We start from the raw sequence: 16,489 nt of genomic DNA, 5'->3' as shown, positions 1-16,489 counted from the left end.
TTTTTGCCGTTCCGAACTTTCTAAATCAACGTCTTCGGTTGTTTTTGTTGTTCCGAAACTTATTGTTGTTATTGTTACTATTTCTATTTCCTCCGTTGTTGCTGTTGCCGCTACTGTTACTATTGCTGTTATTGCCGCCACTACTATTACGGTTATTATTATTGTTGTTGTTACGGTCGCGGCTATGGCTTTGATAATTCCCACGGTTGTTTTGCAAGTTACGTTGATAGCGTTCAACGTGCGTTCCTTTATCGCGAGGCGTCGAGTCCACCAATCCGTTTTGGCGAAGGTAAGCCAATTCTTCTTTCAGACGCCCCTGCGAAATTTCATCGAGTTGGGTAAATACGACATTGTCTTCGGGGTTGTCTTTGTTCCAAGTATTGTAAAAAGTGCGCATTTGACGAATCAAATACGAAATAAATGCAAACTTTTCTTCTCGGTCGGTGCAAGCAATCGCTTTTTCAACGAGCAAAAGCAAGTTTTTTCCGTATTGTTTGTAACGAATATGCTCTTGGGTGTAAGGAACTCGGAGCGGTTTTTTTCCTACGGCATCGGGCGATGGAGGAGGAAAAGGACTGTCAATGTCCAATTTAAAGTTGGTCATGATGTACAAATCATCCCAAAGTTTTTGAGAATAATCTTGACCATCACGCATATTGGGGTGGATTTGACGCATTAATTCTACCAAGACGTGGGCTTGGAGGGTTCGTTTATCACGTTCAGGAATGGAAACGAGATAATCGGCTAATTTTTGGACGTTGCTACCGTATTCTTTCAAGGGTATTGAAGTTTATAAATCACATACAAAGTTATGAAAAATCAAGTTACTTTGGCAAAATCACGCCGTCGTCGTAATTTTGGAACTTAGATTTTTGATTTTTTAACCATCAACGGTCAAAAACCACCTCTAACTCCTCCCGAATGAGTCAAAAAGTAGATGTAAGCATAGCCTTTTACGGCAAGCCTTACCAAGCCATTGTCACTATTAAAACTTTGATGCAGTACAGTGGCCAGCACATTGATAAAATTTACCTTTCCCGCGAGCGACTCCAACCCCACGACGACTACGTGGGAATTTTTAAAATCATTGATTATTTCCGTAACGACCCGTCGGTCAAATTAGTGGTGCAATACCCGCATTATTTTTTAGGACTGGGTGTACGCGACCATGAGCGGGCCAAAGTTGATACGCGTTTTCGCCAGAGTATCATGTACCAATACCCGCTTGAGGTATCAGATAAAAAGTATTTGGTAGTGATGCACAACGACATGCTTTTTTACGGCGATATGATTGGTGATATGCTCAAAGAGTTTGAGAAAGGCCCTAAAAACTTGGTAGGAGTGGGGTCAATCGGTCAATGCTGGAGCTGCCCTGCTGGGCCTGATTGGGGCAATAAGTGTAACTCAAAGATGTTTGAGCAATATGTGCCAACGACCGAAGAAGCCATTGCACTCGCCGAAGCTCATGCTACTCCGCGCCGCGATATTCAATTGAAAGTAATTCGTAATGGCCGCACGCACATACTGCCCGAGTGCCGTTTGAACGAATATTGTGCCATGATTGACCTTGAAAAATACCGCAAAGAAACACTTCCCAATGGCGATATTGGGTGTTATGGGGGAGGTTGGAACGGGGTTGACACGGCCACGGTATGGTCGCACGATATGTTTAAACGCGGATATACGTTTCGCCATTTGACCCTCGAAGATTATACGCGTCACGCGGCGTTTGACACCACAGGGAGTGGAACCAAGGCCAATTCGAGCTCAGAAACGTACTGGAATGCCGAACGAAACGCCGAAAAATACATCAATGAGAAGTTTGGACAGATTCAATTCAGTTCGGCAGTAACGACTTCGTACTACTATGATTTGATCAAACGCAAGTCGTGGTTGGCTTTGATTCATACCTATGGTTTTGCCAAAAAACTAATTGGAAAATAAATTGACTAGACTTTCCAAGTTTTAGCTAGGCCGAAACAAAACTTGGAAAGTCTAGTCAACAATCAGGCAATAAAAGACTTTCCAAGTTACAGCTTGGTCGAAAACAAAACTTGGTAAGTCTAATCAACAATCAGGCAATAAAAGACTTTCCAAGTTTTAGCTAGGTCAAAAACAAAACTTGGTAAGTCTAATCAACAATCAGGCAATAAAAGACTTTCCAAGTTTTAGCTAGGCCGAAAACAAAACTTGGAAAGTCTAGTCAATACATTTGCTTATAAACGTAGTCCCTAAACCCTATACCTATGGCATTGAATTACATTTGGGCGGCATTTTTTGTCGTGGCGTTCGTGGTGGCGTTGCTAAAATTAATCTTTTTGGGCGACACCGAAATTTTCAAACTCATGGTGGAGGGGATGTTCGACTCGGCCAAAGTGGCCGTGATGGACATTGCGTTGCCATTGGCGGGGGTGATGACCTTCTTTTTGGGGATTCTAAACATTGGCGAAAAAGCGGGAGCCATCAACTTCATGGCACGTATCATCGGGCCATTTTTTAATAAACTGTTTCCCGAAGTTCCTAAAAATCACCCTGCAAATGGGCAGATGATTATGAACTTTTCGGCGAATATGTTGGGGCTGGACAACGCCGCTACGCCCTTTGGTCTCAAGGCCATGCAAAGCTTGCAAGAGCTGAATCCGTCCAAAGACACGGCTTCCAATGCCCAAATCATGTTTTTGGTATTGCACACCTCGGGTCTGACCATTATTCCGTTGTCGATTATGGCGCAGCGGGCGATTTTGGGGGCGAAAGATCCTTCGGATATTTTTATCCCGTGTTTGATTGGTACGTACGTAACGACGCTGGTGAGTATTCTAATTGTGGGCTCTTACCAACGAATCAACTTATGGAACCGAACGGTCATCGGGTGGTTAGGTGGTATCACGTTTGGCATTGCACTGCTTCTTTGGTATTTATCTGGTCTGTCGAAAGAAGGGCTTGAAACCTTTTCAAAAATAACGGGAAGCCTGATTTTGATGTCAATCATCGTTTCGTTTCTCGTAGGAGGGTTAGTTCGGAAAGTCAATATTTTTGATACCTTCATTGAAGGGGCAAAAGTAGGCTTTGAAACGTCGGTGAAAATTATGCCTTATCTTATTGGCATGTTGGTGGCCATCAGCGCTTTCCGAAATGCGGGTGCCATGAGCTATTTGATAGACGGTTTCAAATGGGTAGTGGGATTGATGGGTGTCAATACTGATTTTACGGAAGCACTTCCCGTGGCACTTATGCGGCCACTCAGCGGAAGCGGAGCGCGGGCGTTGATGATTGATAGCATGAAGCAATTTGGTCCAGATTCGTTCATTGGTCGATTGGTATGTATTTTCCAAGGTTCGACTGATACTACTTTTTACATCGTTGCCCTTTATTTTGGATCAGTAGGAATTAAGAACACCCGCTATGCGATTGTCGCGGGGCTCATAGCCGATTTTGTAGGAGTAATTGCGGGGATATTACTGGGCTATTTGTTCTTTTATGAATAAATGACGTGTGCGTCGGGGTGCTCACACCCCGACGCACTTCTAAAAAAAGTCAGGTTGTGAGCAACCTGACGCACAGCTAACAAGAAATCTTCCCAACGCGAATTGCGTGGCGACCGCCTTCAAACGCAGTATTTAAAAAGAGATTAACGCATTCAAAAGCTACTTCCTGACTGATAAAACGTGCAGGAAGGCAGATGATGTTGGCATCATTGTGCTGACGTGCAAGTTCTGCCAAAGGTTTGTCCCATACCAACGCCGCACGAATCCCTTGGTGTTTGTTGGCCGTAATAGCCACGCCTTGCCCGCTGCCACATACAAGCACACCTGCCTCAAATTCACCACTTTCTACAGCTAGTGCGACAGGGTGCGCAAAGTCGGCATAGTCGGCGGAGTCGGCACTATATGTACCAAAATCTTTTACTTCATATCCTTGTTGAATAAGCCAATCTACCAACGGTTGTTTTAGGGGGAAACCTGCGTGGTCGCCTCCAATTGCAATTTTTTTAGCCATTTATAGAACTATTTTTAGAAAAGTTTTCGTTATTGTAATCCCTACCGCAAAGGTACGGATGTCTTCATTAAGAACAACCCTAAAAAACCAAAATGAGTATGTCAGAATTTGAAGCATTAAATGAAGAAGATCGGATTCGTGTAGCTTTTGAAGATCGCAATTGGAACGAGATAAAAACAGCCGATTCTTGGGTAATATTTAAGGTACTTGCCGAGTTTGTAGAAGGTTTCGATAAGTTGGCAAAGATTGGTCCTTGTGTGTCAATCTTTGGTTCGGCCCGAACCAAGCCCGACCATCCTTATTATAGAATGACGGAAGAAATTGCGGCCAAATTGGTACGCCACGGATATGGTGTGATAACAGGCGGTGGCCCTGGTATCATGGAAGCGGGTAACAAAGGGGCTTTTGAACAAGGGGGAAAATCGGTAGGATTGAACATTGTTCTGCCGTTTGAACAGCATTCTAACTTGTACATCGACGCCGACAAAAACATCAATTTTGATTTCTTTTTTGTTCGGAAAGTGATGTTTGTCAAGTACGCTCAGGGCTTTGTGGTAATGCCTGGAGGGTTCGGAACATTGGACGAACTTTTTGAAGCCTTGACCTTGATTCAAACCAAGAAAATCGGGCGTTTCCCGATTGTGTTGGTGGGAAGAAGTTATTGGTCGGGACTGATTGATTGGATAAAAGACACCATGCTGGAAACCGAACGTAATATCAATCCCGAAGACTTAAAACTGTTTAGCGTGGTAGATACCGCCGAGGAAGCAGTAAAAGTCATTGACGATTTCTACGCTAAATACTTGCTCAAACCTAACTTTTAGGGTTACTTTGGTTCTGTGGATTACCCACAGAACCATTTTTTACTATGCCCACCTACGAGCCGCCTTCACAACCAACTCCTACGCTTCATAAAGTCATCACCACGCCCCAACTCTGGGCCATTGCCGTTGGTCTGGTTATATCGGGTGTTTATTTTGGTTGGAATTACGGCTGGGCCGTCGCAGGTACTTTGGGCTTCTTGGTGGCAACGCTCATTGTCACTGTTTTTTACCTAACTTTTATTTTTAGCTATACCGAACTCACCGCCGCTATTCCCGAAGCAGGCGGGGCATTTAGTTATGCCTTTCGAGCTTTTGGCCCCATCATGGGCTTTGTAGCGGGGTTTGCCACCTTGGTTGATTTTGTCATGGGGCCTCCTGCTATCGCGTTTGCATTAGGCGGTTATGCCCATTTTTTACACCCCGATTTGTCGGTGATGGGCGTAGCTGTTGGCACTTACGTTGTATTCATCGCAATCAACCTGTTCGGAATGCGCGATTCGGCCAATTTCTCTTTGGTTATCACGGCGTTGTCGGTAGTAGAACTGCTGGTGTTTATGGGATTAGTTTGGCCGTTTTATAAAACCGAAAATTTTGTGGCGCACAATCCCCCCATTACTGCTGGAGGTGTTTTCGAAGCCTTGCCTTTTGCTATCTGGTTTTACGTTGCCATTGAGGGAGTTGCCATGGTCGCCGAAGAGGTCAAAGACCCCAAACGAACCATTGCCAAAGGGTATATTTTGAGTATTTTGACGCTCGTTATTCTGGCCTTGGGGACGATGGTGCTGAGTGGCGGGGCTACCGATTGGCGGACGTTGATTGACATGGATTATCCATTGCCAGAGACGCTTTCCATTACTTTGGGGAGAAATAACGCGTGGACTAAGCTTTTTGCAAGTTTAGGGTTATTTGGCCTACTTGCTTCCTTTCACTGCAATACGATTAGCTATTCACGGCAAATTTATGCGTTGGCGCGCGAGAGCTATTTGCCCCACAAATTAGCCGCTTTAAATCAACGTTTTCGAACCCCTCACTGGGCATTATTAGCGGGAGGAGTTGTGGGTTTGGTGGCTCTTTTTGTGGGTAAAACTGATGAAATTATCATTTTTTCAGTACTTGGGGCAATGGTGATGTACCTGACGAGTTTATTGAGTTTGTTTCGTTTGAGACAAACTGAGCCACAATTGGAAAGACCCTACCGAACACCTTTTTATCCGTGGGTGCCTCTTTTGGCGTTGGGGCTTGCGGTGCTTTGTTTGGTCGCCATTGTGTATTACAACCTGTACCTAAGCTTACTGTTTTTAGGGATGCTTATTGTTTCGTTGGGGATGTTTGTGTGGACGCGCAAAAGAAATAATTAGCATTTTATTCTTCATACGTGCTTCGGTAGGTGTTCATAAAGCCGTATAAATACCGAAAGGTAATGCCAAATTGGTACGTCATTGGTTTTAATGTGGCAACGGAAGTACTTTGAGAAATACGATTGACAAACAGTTCAGTACGTGACTCAATACCTGAGGCAGGAGCAAGGGTAGCTCGGCCGTAGGCAACAATCTCAAAATGCTGAGAAATTCGCCCAACAAACTCCAAATTCCCTTCCCATTCGAGTTTTGCTTTGCCCGTCGTGTAAGCGAAATTTTCAACAGTTAGGGTATCAAATTGGGTTCGCGAACCACTCACCCGCGCCAGCCCCGCCAAGTCAAATTGATTGAGTTGGGTACGATTTCGGGTGGGTGTCCAGACAAATCCTGTCCCAACGTACATGCCCGATTTTTTTTGGATTCTGCCAAGTCGAAATACCCGCCACTTGAAGCGGAGAGGAATGCTATGTTGTAAATCTTCTATCCGATATACAAAAGGACGCGCGCTATTGATGGCCAATACCATGCGCGAAGGATTGCGAATATAACCCGTTTCGATGCCCCATTTGAGGTGGTGCAAGTAGCCAAATTGCGCCGCTGCGTATCCATCAATGACCGATTTTTGGAACCCAATAAGCCCTGTTAACGAACTACTGAGATGGGTTCCCATCCATTTTCCTCCTCCTTCGAGGCCCATGTACCAATGGTTGTCAACTTTTATCAAATCAGGGTGGTTGAAAATTATCGGACTACTCTTTCTTCGGGGAGTGTAATAGTCGTCGATTTGTGCGTAAGAAGCAGGAAGGAGGGTTGCCCAAAACAAAACAAAGAATAGAGTTCGCAGCATTTGGTTCGTTGATGGATGTTGTACAATATTACGATTCCGTGCGGAACTTCGTTGCAAAGGTGGGTTGTTTTATCGTTATTCGCGCAATTATGAAAGTGATATTTCCACAAACAGAAATAGTGTCTCCTTTCAAAGTAGGAGATAAAGTACGGGTTCATATTGCAACCCTCTACAAAAAACCGCCCTATGAGGTGATTGAAGGGACAGTGTATCAAGTTCGGGTGGCGTTTCCGTTGCTCTGGGCAACCAAAGAAAACGTCGAATATGAATTGGCAGAACTCACATTTCGTTACGGGGTATTACCTGATACGACCAATTTCCCTAAAATGAAAGAAGTTGAAAATCAACTTTATGACTTGCCCGAAGCGTGTTTAGAAGAATGTGGGTAGAAAAAATAGTACAGTTTAGACGAGATTACAATATTCATGGCTTTTTATAAAGGACTTATTTTTGAGAGTTTAGCAGCGTTACGAAGAGAAGCATCGACGGCAGTGCGGCAGCGAGGGAATGATATTTACCGAAATGGAGGGGTGAAAATGACGTCCTTCAACGGAGATTATTATGGGGCTAAATTTGAAGTTGAAAGTCAGTCTAGTTTTGAAAAATATGAATTAGAACTGGTCAACCTCGACGATGCTGAGGGCGTTCAAAGTTATTGTGATTGTCCTTCAGAGCATTATCCTTGCAAGCACGCCGTAGCGGCGTCGTTGACATTGGATGAGTACCTTGAGCGTGACAATAAAAAACCGAAAGCGTCGGTGCAAGACCTTCAAAAGGTGATTATTGACCTGACCAATGGTAAACGCCCACAAGCGCCAAAAGTCATTGAATTTCAGGATAAAGGCATACACTCAATGGCGGATATTACCCTTGAAATGCCGTCGCTGGAGGAGCATTATATTCAACGGCATTGTTCTCCACAGCACTGGATGGGGCGCAGGCATTATTTGAATGTGTTTTCGGTCTTGAAAGAAAACGATTCTGAGACGTTGGATGTGTATGTAAAAAAAGACGGACGATATGCCGTGACAGTGAAGCGTTTGGAAAAAGGGCGTGTCCATCTGTCGTGCAGTTGTGAGCAAAAGCTTCGCACGCCTCTGTGCGAACACATGATGGGAGCATTGGTTTGGTTAAAAATACAATACGGTGCGCATTACCTCGAAACGCTGCGGGATTGGAACCCAGAAAAGAACGCTTTATTGGTGCGTTATGGATACACCTTGGAAGATGATTTGGAGGGAAAGTTTGATTTTAAATTCAATTCAAAAGGGGAGTTAGAAATTATTTTGTTGGATAAAAGCATTCAGCCCATTGAGGGAGTAGAATGGAACAATATTCTAAAAAATACCCTGCCTGTGAAGCCCAATAGCCCTTTTGTTCCCGTAAATGCGGGCAAAGAGCAGTTGGTTTATGTGTATATTTTTGAGCAATTTTCGGTAAAAACCTTGCCCTTTATGCGCTTGGAAATTGCCAAGGGAAATCTCAATGCTAAATCAGGAAAAGTAACGAACGTCACCCGCAGTACGTGGGGAGACAAAGAGCGCCCGACTACCCAAACGGAAGACTTAGAAATTATCAAAACCAGCCGTTTGTTGGAACAAGAGTTTTTGCACGAAACCCTTCGACAACGTGGGCATAAAATTTCGACCAATTCTTGGAACCTGAACTACACCAGCGAAGCCATCGACGAAGCATTGGAAATTACGGGCAAGGTGCTGGAGAAGTTGTTTCCGATGTTGGTGGAAAAAGTGGTTCGGGTCAACAAAAAAAATGACAGTTACGGAAATACGGGTCATGCGGTAAAGGTTTCGGAAACACCGCTTGATTTGCATTTTAAACTCTCTCGGACGGGACAAGAGACTTTATTGGAGGCATTTGTGGTGCTTCCAACGGGCGAACAAATTTCTTTTCAGCAATTACAAGATGTCGGAACGTACTGGCTGGTAGTGCTGCCCGATAACTTGCTGTGCCGTTTTCGGTCAACGGCGGCGGCCAAAGTAGCCCGTCATTTCTTGGAATTGGGTGGTGCTATTCGCCTACGAAGTGTACGAGACGATGACTTTTTTAATGGTTTTGTGATTCCTTTGGCCGATCAGTTTTCGTTAGAATTTGACAAAGGCCAATCCATTACCCAGGCCGATTTAGAATGGCAGGAAGGTCGGGTGTATTTGAAAGAGGTTGAAGATAATTTGCTGATAATCCCCGCTTTTATATATTCCAGCGACGATGAAGCGTCGATAGAGTTGCCGCGAGATTTTCGGCAAGCGCGCGTGAACGCCCATAAAAATACCGTGCAAATTCAGCGGCGTGACCGAGATGCGGAAGAACAGTTTGTGCAATTTTTGCAAAGTCAACATCCTGATTTTGCCCACCAAACAGACGAGTATTTTTATTTGCCTGCCGATTCGGTTTTGGAAAATGGCTGGTTATTTCAGTTTTATGAAGCCTTAAACCAACATGGTGCCAAACTTTTTGGCTTCAATAACCTTAAAAAATTTAGATACAACCCCAACAAGGCGACCTTCAAAATTAAGAACTCGTCGGGAATCGACTGGTTTGACTTACAGATAGAAATTTCGTTTGGCGAACAGGTTGTCTCCTTGGCCCAAGTACGAAAGGCAATATTAAAGAAACAAAATTACGTTGAGTTAAAAGACGGTTCTTTTGGCTTATTGCCCGATGAGTGGGTTGCGCAGTACGCCCAGTTGTTTCGTTTTGGAAAAGTGGATGATAAGAAAGACACGCTCCGCTTGTCGAAACAGCATTTTACGATTTTGGAACGTTACAAAGAGTATATCGAAAATCCAAAATTGCTACGTGAACTAGACGATAAACGCGAGAAGTTGCTTGATTTTAGGGCTATAAAAGACATTGCATTACCTAAAAATGTGCAAGCTCAGTTGCGCCCTTATCAAGAAGAAGGCTACAAGTGGCTCAATTTCTTGGATGAATTTGGCTGGGGAGGTTGCTTGGCCGATGACATGGGGTTGGGGAAAACGGTACAGATGCTGACGTTTTTGCAAGAACAAAAAAATCGTTTTCCGAAAGGGGTTCATTTGGTGGTTGTACCCAAAACCTTGATTTTTAACTGGCAAGCCGAAGCCGCTAAATTCTGTCCTGATTTGCGTTTGTACGTCCATACGGGGCCACAAAGAACCAAAAATACGCGGGTTTTTAACAAATACGACATCATTTTGTCCACCTACGGCTCCGTACGTTCGGACATAGAGTTGTTGCAGGATTTTCGATTTCATTACGTGATTTTGGACGAAGCGCAGGCCATTAAAAACCCCGATTCGATGATTGCGAAGGCGGTGAAATTGATTAACGCCAAAAACCGCTTGACGATGACAGGGACGCCAGTTGAAAACAATACCTTTGATTTATACTCCCAATTTGATTTTCTAAACCCTGGTTTTTTGGGGGCAGAAGATTTCTTCCGAGCCGAATACGCGGTATTAATTGATAAATACCAAGATAAAACGCGTGCTGCGGAGCTACGCCGAATGGTATATCCATTCATGCTCAAACGTACCAAAGAAGAGGTTGCCAAAGACTTGCCAGAAAAGACAGAAACGGTGCTGTTTTGTGAAATGGACAAACGTCAACGCAAAGTTTATAATGCCTTTAAGGACAAATACCGTGATTTAATTGCGGGAAAAATGGACGAAGTTGGCCGAGAACAGGCGTCGTTTTTGATTTTGGAAGGATTACTAAAACTACGTCAAATTTGTGATTCGCCCGCATTGCTATCCGATGATGAAGATTATGGCAACGATTCGGTGAAGTTGGACGAAATTGTTAGAGAAATTGAAGAAAATGCTTCAGACCATAAGATTGTCATTTTCAGTCAGTTCTTAAAAATGCTTGACCTCATCAAAGTTAAGCTTGAACGCGACCGAATCCCTTACGAATACTTGGACGGCCAAACCAATGACCGTGCCGAACGGGTAAACCGTTTTCAGGGTGATGAAACCTGTCGGGTGTTTTTGATGAGTCTAAAAGCAGGTGGCGTTGGGTTGAATTTAACGGAAGCTGATTATGTGTATATCGTAGATCCGTGGTGGAACCCAGCCGTGGAACAACAAGCGATTGACCGCGTTCACCGCATTGGCCAAACCAAAAGGGTTTTTGCTTATCGGATGATTTGCAAAGACACCATCGAAGAAAAAATCATGCAACTCCAAGAACGGAAACGCGCCTTGGCCGATGATTTGATTTCGACCGATGCTGGTTTTCTCAAAAAGCTTGATAAGGACGATATTTTACAGTTGTTTAGTTAACGTTTTGTTATCTTTGTACTATTACAATTAAATAATTATGTTATTTTCTTTTGATATACGAGGTAACTTATTGCCTGCTCAAAGGATAGTTTTACCATTTGAGACATTCAAAAATACATTTGTTGATTCGTTTGAACCAGAATCAACTAGGTGCATTATTTTTGAACAGTATTGTCGTTTTGTAAATGACTTTACAGAGTCGGTAAGTAATAAGTTTACACATTGGATAAATGGGAGTTTTGTCAGCAATCAAGCTAATCCCAAAGATATTGATTTTGTGACGCTTATTGATTTTGATACCTATGACGAACATCAAACGCTTATTGAACAGCGTTTTCGTTTACAGGGGGCTAGAGAAGTATATGGGGTAGATGCCTACACGATTAGAGTTTATCCTGAATTACATTCAAAGTATTTGCATACATCCATGGATTTTGCGTACTGGAATAACTGGTTTGGTAAAACCAAAGCAAATAGAGCAGGTAAAAAATTTGATAAAGGATTTGTGGAACTTAACTTCTCTTAACTTATGTCATATACTATTTCTGAACGCGCTGCCCGCGCTGCTGATATTTTGGAAAGTGTCGAAGAGTTAAATAAAATGATTGCTTTTCACCGAGATGAAAGTAAAGATGACTCTATGCGTACTCAATACGAAGTCATGAGAAATGAACTGCTAAGAGAATTAAATGACGTGTTGGCTACTTATCAAATAGTGATTCAAAACGCTGCATGAGTTCTGGCAGTAAACATCCTATCGTATTTCTGTGTCTATAACAAATTGTATGGTGGAAATTTAAGGATGCTCTAAGTTGAGAATCTCTAGGCTTACAATGCTTTCGATATTAAAATACCGTTCAGCATTTCTAAGGAGGCAATAGCTAATCAAATAAATGCTTTTATGTGTAACAGGCTCAGATATAGTATTGTTTGGCACAACAGTTCTTGTTGTCACATTGCCAACTCGGTCTTTATATTTGATTCGGATGTACTTTTTTTGTTCAATTGCTTTCTTGATACCAGTTTCGATTTGACTATCAGGTTGTTCGTCAAGTTTAAAGTTCGGGAAGCGTTCTTCAACTGAGTCCTTCATTTCCACAACCGTATTGAAATTTGATAACTCAACATCCGTAATTCGATTTTGTAAGTGGTCATAACCTACAACGGAATAGAATCCATGCGTATATTTTAGCTTTTGAGGACTAAAAATTGTCTCTTTAGTGTCAAGTTTTACTTTAAGACAGGTTTTTGAAGTAATAAATATTTCAATTTGCTTTAAAAGGTTGTCATCAACGTTGGGAATTAATACCAATGCCTCTACGGGTATCAGTTTCTCAGACATTTTGTCTGATGAGCTATTGAACCATTTGCACTTCACCAACAATTCAGATATACTTCTAGCATTCCCAGTTTTACTATCAAATTTTGGTTCTTTTGAGTCATTTTTGTTTGTTCCAATCACCTGCATTACTGGGCTAACAAAAGAAAGAACAGGGTTGATAGTTGGTTTTTCTCGCTGACTTTCTATTGAAAACGAACTTTTTTGTTTAGAAAGCTCTAATTGAGCAGATTTGAGTGTTACTAAAGTACCGTATTCAATCGACTTAACAATTGAATCTTTTGGCTCTTGTATTTTTATAATCTTTAAGACTTTTGAAGAAAGCCATGCTTCGTCAAACTGATGTGATTTTGTAGAGTACCAGATACACTTGCATTGGCAACTTGTGCCTTTCTCCTGTATTTGCATCCCAATATTTTCATCGAACGAATTTTGAGTATCCCCCACAATTTCTACGACAATCAGCAAAGGTGATATTAATTGCGGTTCACCTCCAATCAATATATTAGTTTGGTTAGGGCTGTAAGGGTGGGAATTTAGGGCTACAATGTCCCCGATGGAAGGTGTGTTGCTTGGCATGAATGAAATAACGTTTGAACAAATCTACAAAAATTTCGTATGTTTGTTAAACCTTGTTAGGGGCTAAAGATGACAGACATCTGGAATAGACTAAAAAGTTTAAAAAAACTCACTGTATATGTAGGTTATGCAGGTAATGGATTACAATGAGCAAGATTTATACACAAAGCCGTTAAAGAATGGTTAAGTGATGTATAAACCTCACCTAAATCCTTCAAGCTGAAGTATAGTAAGAACAACATACTCATTTGGTTAAAAGTTCTAAACATTTTCTCTTGAATATTCAAATAATAAGTGTGACTCAAGAATTTGGGTACTGGTCTTGCTCTTACTGAGCGTATGTCTGAATTAAAATCTGTTACACCGAGCCCCTATCAAGGTTTTTATGAATCTACGTCAAGCGCCTTCATGGCTAAAAAATAGAGGTTATCTTCACATTACTCCACAAATTGATGTTTACGCAAGTCGGAAAGAACTCTTGTCTAAAATCAAGAACAAAAACTATGTAGCCAAGTATGCTTTTTTCCCTTTGATTCATGCGAGCATTGATGAGCGAAGATATAAAGCTCATCCTGATACTGGGGAAAGATGTCACTCCTACGAAGATAAGAACGGCGAATTTAAGAAGCACATCAAAAGCCGACCACTTCATTATGCTACCCACATGGATGCGCTTATTTTGGGGTATTATGCTGAAGTTTTACAAAATAAATACGAAAATATTTTAGCGAAAAGCCCTTCATTATCAGAGTGTATCATTGCTTATCGAAAAATACCAGATAGAGAAACTGGAAAAAATAAAAGCACGATTCATTTTGCTCATGAGGTATTTGAGGAAATAAAAAAAAGAGGGAAAGAGGGCGATTGTATGGTATTAACCTTTGATATTAAAAGCTTTTTTTCAAGCCTTAATCATCAACTTCTCAAAAAAGTTTGGACTAATCTAATCAATGAGGATAAACTACCCGATGACCATTTTAATGTTTTCAAAGCAGTAACTCGTTTCTCCTACATACTTTTGGATGACCTTCGTATCTCTGACAGAAAAACGGGACGAAAAGCGGGTTTTGATGAAAAAAAATTGGCTAAAATTAGAAATAAATACGGAATACATGCCTTTTTTGAGTCAGCAGAAGAGTTTCGGAACAAGATTAAAAATCGAGAATTAAGAATCCATCGTTTTCCGTTTCGTGACAAAGAAAAACGGCCAATGGGTATCCCGCAAGGCTTGCCTATTAGTGCTGTATTAGCAAATCTTTATCTTTTAGATTTTGATAATGAGATGTTTAATCAAGTAGTGAAAGGGTTAAATGGATTTTACAGGCGTTATTCTGACGATATGGTTATTGTCTGTAATCCTCAGTACGCTGCACAGGTAGAGTTGATTGTGATGCAAGAGATCGAAAAACATTTAATAAAAATTAGTAAAGATAAAACTGAAAAATTTTGGTTTACAAAAAGGCGATTTGGGAATCAAACACCAAGACTAACCGCTATTAAATTAACTGATACCGTTTGTAAAATTGAAGCTCCTTTTACTTATTTAGGATTTGAATTTTATGGGGACAAAACTCTCATAAAGTCAGCAAATCTTGCAAAGTTCTACCGTAGAATGATTAGTACGGTAAAACGAAAGTCAAAACAGGCTATAAAAATGGCAGAACAACAAGGTAGCAATACCCCTATCATTTTTAAACGACGCTTGTTTAAACTTTATAAATCAGCAAATTTGAACAAAACTAAGATTTTTATGCGCCGTAAAAGCTTTGAGACAAACCAAGTTGGGGAGTTTAGGCTAAAAAGCGAAGAGAAAGTAAAAGATTTACGTAGTAATTACTTTTCTTATGTAAAAAGAGCAAGTCGAATTATGAAAGAAGATGCAATAAAGAGACAAGTAAGAAACCATAAGAAGTTATTCAACCAAGCTTTGCAAAGGCATTTGAAGAGTAAAGAATAGCAAAACTGTTAGAAATGAAACTCATTGCCCTTTTAAAGAAAATCATACTTGTAATATCTAAATCAAGACAATGAAATCCTTTATTCACTACCTCAAATTAGCCCTTGTGGCCATTCCCTTGTTGGCATTCCAACAAGACAAACCGCTCCGAATTGTTTTCTTTGGCGATTCGATTACCCAAGCTGCCGTTAAACCTGGTGGATATATTGTTAAAATGGGTGAAATGCTTGAAAAACAAGGACTAAAGGATAAATATGAGCTCATTGGAGCGGGAATTGGAGGGAATAAAGTATATGACCTTTACTTGCGTTTGGAAGAGGATGTATTGGCAAAGCAGCCTAATATTGTCGTGATATATGTAGGGGTAAACGATGTTTGGCACAAAGCCTCATCGGGTACGGGCACAGACCCTGATAAATTTGTTCGTTTCTACGAAGCTTTGTTGAAGAAGTTCAAAGCGGCCAACATTCGGGTGGCTATGTGTACGCCCGCAGTCATTGGCGAGCGCACCGATTTTTCAAACCAACAAGACGGAGATTTGAACCGTTATTCGCAGCTAATTCGGGATTTAGCCAAAAAGCAAGGGCTGCCTTTGATTGACCTTCGTAAATCGTTTTTAGACTATAACCTAAAAAATAACGCCACCAACGACGAAAAAAATATCCTCACAACTGACCGTGTTCACCTCAATGACGCTGGAAATCAGCTCGTAGCGGACGAAATGTGGAAAGTGTTGAAGGGAATGTAGTGAGAGTGGTAGAATGTCGAACGAGCTTGCCACGACATGTTGCCTTTGCTCGCCCCGACGTCTCGTCGGGGCGAGCAAAGGCATAAAGTCTCTGACTTTGCTTTGTACATCAAGGGTGGGCGGCGACCCATACCTCGCCGTCTTCAAAAAATTCTTTTTTCCAAATCGGTACGGTTTCTTTTAAGGTATCAATCGCAAATTGACAGGCTTCAAAGGCGGCCTTTCGGTGGGCACAGCCAACGGCAATAATGACAGGAACCTCGCCGATGGCAAGCACGCCTACGCGATGATGAATCGAAATCTTTAAAACTGGCCAACGACGCACCGCTTCTTCGGCGATTTTCTGCATTTCTTTGATGGCCATGGGGGCATAAGCCTCAAACTCTAGCCGTAACACCCGCTTCCCTTTGGTTTGATTACGAACCGTGCCGACAAAAGTGACAAGTCCCCCCGCATCCTCAGAAAGAACGTATTGATAGCAGGTATCAAGCGAAAGGGGGGCGTCGGTGAGTTGAATATCTATCATTGTGTCAAAAGCTTAACAAAATTACTCGGCCT

15 protein-coding genes are annotated in these 16,489 nt (G+C 41.9%); 10 read left to right on the top strand and 5 right to left on the bottom strand.

The window, feature by feature from the left end:
* Positions 1–25: 25 nt before the first annotated feature.
* The gene (locus tag K339_RS0122890; protein WP_028525694.1) at positions 26–778 is read right to left on the bottom strand and encodes a DUF4290 domain-containing protein; all 753 of its coding nucleotides are present in this window, start codon (positions 776–778) and stop codon (positions 26–28) included.
* 143 nt (positions 779–921) lie between these two features.
* Between K339_RS0122890 and K339_RS0122885 the strand changes: the two genes are divergently transcribed.
* Together K339_RS0122885 and K339_RS0122880 are read left to right on the top strand one after the other, a co-directional pair.
* On the top strand, positions 922–1,944 hold the full coding sequence (locus tag K339_RS0122885) for a hypothetical protein (RefSeq protein ID WP_028525693.1): 1,023 nt from the start codon (positions 922–924) through the stop codon (positions 1,942–1,944).
* Positions 1,945–2,246: 302 nt separating this feature from the next.
* On the top strand, positions 2,247–3,485 hold the full coding sequence (locus K339_RS0122880) for a spore maturation protein (protein WP_028525692.1): 1,239 nt from the start codon (positions 2,247–2,249) through the stop codon (positions 3,483–3,485).
* A 76-nt stretch (positions 3,486–3,561) separates the two neighbouring features.
* Here the strand turns inward: K339_RS0122880 and rpiB are convergent, their stop codons facing one another.
* Complete coding sequence (gene rpiB / locus K339_RS0122875) at positions 3,562–3,996, bottom strand: ribose 5-phosphate isomerase B (protein WP_028525691.1); 435 nt, start codon at positions 3,994–3,996, stop codon at positions 3,562–3,564.
* A 98-nt stretch (positions 3,997–4,094) separates the two neighbouring features.
* On the opposite strand from rpiB, the gene K339_RS0122870 reads away from it, so the two are divergent.
* Both K339_RS0122870 and eat read left to right on the top strand, forming a co-directional pair.
* A complete protein-coding gene (locus tag K339_RS0122870; RefSeq protein WP_028525690.1) occupies positions 4,095–4,820 on the top strand; it encodes an LOG family protein in 726 nt (241 codons plus the stop codon).
* A 44-nt stretch (positions 4,821–4,864) separates the two neighbouring features.
* A complete protein-coding gene (gene eat, locus K339_RS0122865; RefSeq protein ID WP_028525689.1) occupies positions 4,865–6,178 on the top strand; it encodes an ethanolamine permease in 1,314 nt (437 codons plus the stop codon).
* Between the two features lie 4 nt (positions 6,179–6,182).
* Here the strand turns inward: eat and K339_RS0122860 are convergent, their stop codons facing one another.
* Positions 6,183–7,025 carry a hypothetical protein gene (locus K339_RS0122860; protein WP_157607711.1) on the bottom strand — a complete coding sequence of 281 codons (843 nt, stop codon included), beginning with the start codon at positions 7,023–7,025 and terminating at the stop codon, positions 6,183–6,185.
* A gap of 89 nt (positions 7,026–7,114) precedes the next feature.
* Between K339_RS0122860 and K339_RS0122855 the strand changes: the two genes are divergently transcribed.
* From K339_RS0122855 to K339_RS0122840, 4 genes are read left to right on the top strand one after another with little or no spacing between them, the layout of a single operon-like run.
* On the top strand, positions 7,115–7,414 hold the full coding sequence (locus K339_RS0122855) for a hypothetical protein (protein WP_157607710.1): 300 nt from the start codon (positions 7,115–7,117) through the stop codon (positions 7,412–7,414).
* A 36-nt stretch (positions 7,415–7,450) separates the two neighbouring features.
* On the top strand, positions 7,451–11,308 hold the full coding sequence (locus tag K339_RS0122850; protein WP_037301620.1) for an SNF2-related protein: 3,858 nt from the start codon (positions 7,451–7,453) through the stop codon (positions 11,306–11,308).
* A 37-nt stretch (positions 11,309–11,345) separates the two neighbouring features.
* Positions 11,346–11,834 (top strand): DUF6932 family protein, encoded by a 489-nt coding sequence (locus K339_RS0122845; RefSeq protein WP_028525685.1) that lies wholly within the window; start codon positions 11,346–11,348, stop codon positions 11,832–11,834.
* A gap of 3 nt (positions 11,835–11,837) precedes the next feature.
* The gene (locus K339_RS0122840; RefSeq protein ID WP_028525684.1) at positions 11,838–12,044 is read left to right on the top strand and encodes a hypothetical protein; all 207 of its coding nucleotides are present in this window, start codon (positions 11,838–11,840) and stop codon (positions 12,042–12,044) included.
* A 60-nt stretch (positions 12,045–12,104) separates the two neighbouring features.
* On the opposite strand, the gene K339_RS0122835 is transcribed toward K339_RS0122840, so the two are convergent.
* Positions 12,105–13,226: a WYL domain-containing protein gene (locus tag K339_RS0122835; RefSeq protein WP_028525683.1), complete on the bottom strand. Its 1,122-nt coding sequence runs from the start codon at positions 13,224–13,226 to the stop codon at positions 12,105–12,107.
* A 385-nt stretch (positions 13,227–13,611) separates the two neighbouring features.
* On the opposite strand from K339_RS0122835, the gene K339_RS0122830 reads away from it, so the two are divergent.
* Both K339_RS0122830 and K339_RS0122825 read left to right on the top strand, forming a co-directional pair.
* Entirely contained in the window at positions 13,612–15,183 is a 1,572-nt protein-coding gene (locus K339_RS0122830) for a reverse transcriptase/maturase family protein (RefSeq protein ID WP_037301619.1), read from the top strand.
* A 70-nt stretch (positions 15,184–15,253) separates the two neighbouring features.
* Positions 15,254–15,931, top strand: a complete 678-nt coding sequence (locus tag K339_RS0122825; protein WP_028525681.1) for an SGNH/GDSL hydrolase family protein — start codon at positions 15,254–15,256, stop codon at positions 15,929–15,931.
* A gap of 109 nt (positions 15,932–16,040) precedes the next feature.
* Here K339_RS0122825 and K339_RS0122820 read toward each other — a convergent pair whose 3' ends face one another.
* Positions 16,041–16,457, bottom strand: coding sequence for a molybdenum cofactor biosynthesis protein MoaE (locus K339_RS0122820; RefSeq protein ID WP_028525680.1), 417 nt, complete (start codon positions 16,455–16,457; stop codon positions 16,041–16,043).
* Positions 16,458–16,489 lie beyond the last annotated feature (32 nt).

Origin of the sequence: Runella limosa DSM 17973, from assembly GCF_000482465.1 — a bacterium.
In the GTDB taxonomy this organism is placed as follows: Bacteria; Bacteroidota; Bacteroidia; order Cytophagales; family Spirosomataceae; genus Runella; species Runella limosa.
The sequence above is the reverse complement of the archived record's forward strand: the minus strand, read 5'-3'. Positions and strand labels throughout refer to the sequence as shown.

Excerpts from the sequence above, each read along its gene's own strand:
- K339_RS0122885 (WP_028525693.1), top strand. The coding sequence starts at position 922 with ATGAGTCAAAAAGTAGATGTAAGCATAGCCTTTTACGGCAAGCCTTAC.
- K339_RS0122880 (WP_028525692.1), top strand. The coding sequence starts at position 2,247 with ATGGCATTGAATTACATTTGGGCGGCATTTTTTGTCGTGGCGTTCGTG.
- rpiB (WP_028525691.1), bottom strand. The coding sequence starts at position 3,996 with ATGGCTAAAAAAATTGCAATTGGAGGCGACCACGCAGGTTTCCCCCTA.
- K339_RS0122870 (WP_028525690.1), top strand. The coding sequence starts at position 4,095 with ATGTCAGAATTTGAAGCATTAAATGAAGAAGATCGGATTCGTGTAGCT.
- eat (WP_028525689.1), top strand. The coding sequence starts at position 4,865 with ATGCCCACCTACGAGCCGCCTTCACAACCAACTCCTACGCTTCATAAA.
- K339_RS0122860 (WP_157607711.1), bottom strand. The coding sequence starts at position 7,025 with ATGCTGCGAACTCTATTCTTTGTTTTGTTTTGGGCAACCCTCCTTCCT.
- K339_RS0122855 (WP_157607710.1), top strand. The coding sequence starts at position 7,115 with ATGAAAGTGATATTTCCACAAACAGAAATAGTGTCTCCTTTCAAAGTA.
- K339_RS0122850 (WP_037301620.1), top strand. The coding sequence starts at position 7,451 with ATGGCTTTTTATAAAGGACTTATTTTTGAGAGTTTAGCAGCGTTACGA.
- K339_RS0122845 (WP_028525685.1), top strand. The coding sequence starts at position 11,346 with ATGTTATTTTCTTTTGATATACGAGGTAACTTATTGCCTGCTCAAAGG.
- K339_RS0122840 (WP_028525684.1), top strand. The coding sequence starts at position 11,838 with ATGTCATATACTATTTCTGAACGCGCTGCCCGCGCTGCTGATATTTTG.
- K339_RS0122835 (WP_028525683.1), bottom strand. The coding sequence starts at position 13,226 with ATGCCAAGCAACACACCTTCCATCGGGGACATTGTAGCCCTAAATTCC.
- K339_RS0122830 (WP_037301619.1), top strand. The coding sequence starts at position 13,612 with ATGAATCTACGTCAAGCGCCTTCATGGCTAAAAAATAGAGGTTATCTT.
- K339_RS0122825 (WP_028525681.1), top strand. The coding sequence starts at position 15,254 with ATGAAATCCTTTATTCACTACCTCAAATTAGCCCTTGTGGCCATTCCC.
- K339_RS0122820 (WP_028525680.1), bottom strand. The coding sequence starts at position 16,457 with ATGATAGATATTCAACTCACCGACGCCCCCCTTTCGCTTGATACCTGC.